General features: G+C 57.6%; 2 protein-coding genes. Both read left to right on the forward strand.

Going from position 1 to position 2,009, the window contains the following annotated elements; genetic code table 11:
* On the forward strand, nt 1-244 hold a 244-nt coding region (locus RR842_RS14400; protein WP_332730270.1), incomplete at its 5' end, for a hypothetical protein.
* Between the two features lie 250 nt (nt 245-494).
* Entirely contained in the window at nt 495-1,958 is a 1,464-nt protein-coding gene (locus tag RR842_RS14405; RefSeq protein WP_332730271.1) for a helix-turn-helix transcriptional regulator, read from the forward strand.
* The last annotated feature ends 51 nt before the right edge of the window (nt 1,959-2,009 follow it).

The raw sequence follows: 2,009 nt of genomic DNA on the forward strand, positions 1-2,009 counted from the left end.
CCTGATCGGCGCCGATCAGGTCTGGGTAAACGTCGCGCCGCTGTGCGCGGTCACGGCGGCGATCGGCACCGCGCTCTGGATCGTGTACGCACTCATGAAACCGCCGGCGTTCGAAGAGGACGAGAGCATCGATGCGGCAACCAGTGCATCGCCAGGCACAGCACGCGCCTGCCGCGATCTGGGCATGTCGCCAGTCGACGATGTCGCACGCAATCGCGGCATCAAGCCTCCCGGCATGGCGTAGGAAGTTGCCTTGCAAGGCGGTCACAAAACTCCTTGCAAGGCTTTTGCCTGCGGATATCCTCCACAGCCGCCAGTCGGCAAACATCTCCAAAGGCACACAGCCACACGAAGAAATCCCCGGGGCCTGGTTTTGTTGTATACTAGGTTACCGGAGATGTTGGGGTTCGCGCTCATCCTTTAATCGGGATCGGCGCGTCAATCGTGTTCAGTTTCTCCAATGACGTTCAAGACTGGACAATCAGGGGGAATAAATGGACGACGGCAACGCTGTCTCTAAACGCCGCATCGGAGCCATGGAGCTTTTGAGTATCGGTGGTTTCGCCTGCTTCTTCGGCTGGATGCTCGTTTCCTTCTACTGGTTGTTCGCCGAGTACATTCAGGATGTTTCAATAGCCGAACGCGATGTGGTGCAAATGTTCGTGTTCGCCGGGCTGGTGCTGGGATATTTCGTTTTGTACCTGGCCGGCAAAAACAAGCGTTTCGACCTCTTCAAAATCAAATGGCTTGCAACGACGGCGGTGCTGTCCATGCTACTTCCCCTTGCCGCGGTAGTGCTGGATTTCGGAATGACCATACCCTCGGCAGCACTCTGCGTCGTGAACCTGTGTGCAGGCATCGGTGGCGCGGTACTCACCGTGAGTTGGCTCGACGTGTGCAGCCGCATCCGACTACAAAGCTTCCGACGCTTCACCAGCCTCTCGTTGGTCGGAGGAGGCATACTGTTCACACTTGTCGCAATGGTGCCCAACCGCGTACAGCCTGCTTTCTGCATCATTTACGCGCTGTTAAGCGTAGGCTTGCTGCATTTCGTCAGCGCACGCGGCGGGTCCGCCACGTGCGCACCGCCTATCGGGTCGTGCAAGAAAACCTGGGAATTCGCCTGGGAGATAGAGCCGTCGCTCATCGCCTTCGGCATCGTATTCGGCCTCACCTTCGTCTATCTGTTCAATTCGGGTATTGATACGGTGCTCGTCGGGCTTCTGTTCGTCATTCCCGGAGCCGGCATCATCGCCGCATTCGCCCTACGGGGAAAGAATATCGGCATCACCGTTATCCAGCGCATCTTGCTGTGCGTAACCGTGCTTTCCTGCCTGGCTATGCCCTTTGCAGACAAGTGGGTGCAACTTGCCTGCTCGTGTCTGGTCGTGGCTTCGTGGGCGGCATTCGTGTCGGTGAATTACGCGCTCGTGGTAAAGAAGAGCGTCGAGAACTGGGGAGCACCTGTATTTCGCCAGGTGCCTGTTCGCCTCATCTTCAGCGCACTCGGCTTCCTTCTCGGCTGGGCCATCGCCGCCACCATGACGGTGATCTACGGAGCGCATTCTGATGCCTTCATGATCGTGCGCCTCTGCATGGCGTTCGTGCTGGTGGTAGTGGTCATGCTGTTCTTCCCTTCGCCCGAGCGCCACGATCGGCCGGCTGCGGCTGCAGGGCGCGAGGCGAAACCCGTCGTATCGTCAAACCTGAGCGACAGGGAGCTTTTCGAGCGCCGCTGCAAAGACGTGGCCGAGCTCTACCAGCTCTCCCCGCGCGAGACTGACATCCTCGAGTTCTTGGCAAAAGGCCGTAACGCCGCCTACATCCAAAGCAAGCTGACCATCTCGCCGCACACGGTGAAGAGCCACATCTACAGCATCTACCGCAAACTCGACATCCATTCCCAGCAAAAGCTCATGGACTTCGTGGAAGAGTACCCGATAGAAGCTACCGACTAAACATAGATTTTGGCAATAGGCGACCGTGAACACCATTCACATAAGAGCAAT

The sequence above is a fragment of the Gordonibacter sp. genome (genome assembly GCF_036667095.1).
Classification (GTDB): Bacteria; Actinomycetota; Coriobacteriia; order Coriobacteriales; family Eggerthellaceae; genus Gordonibacter.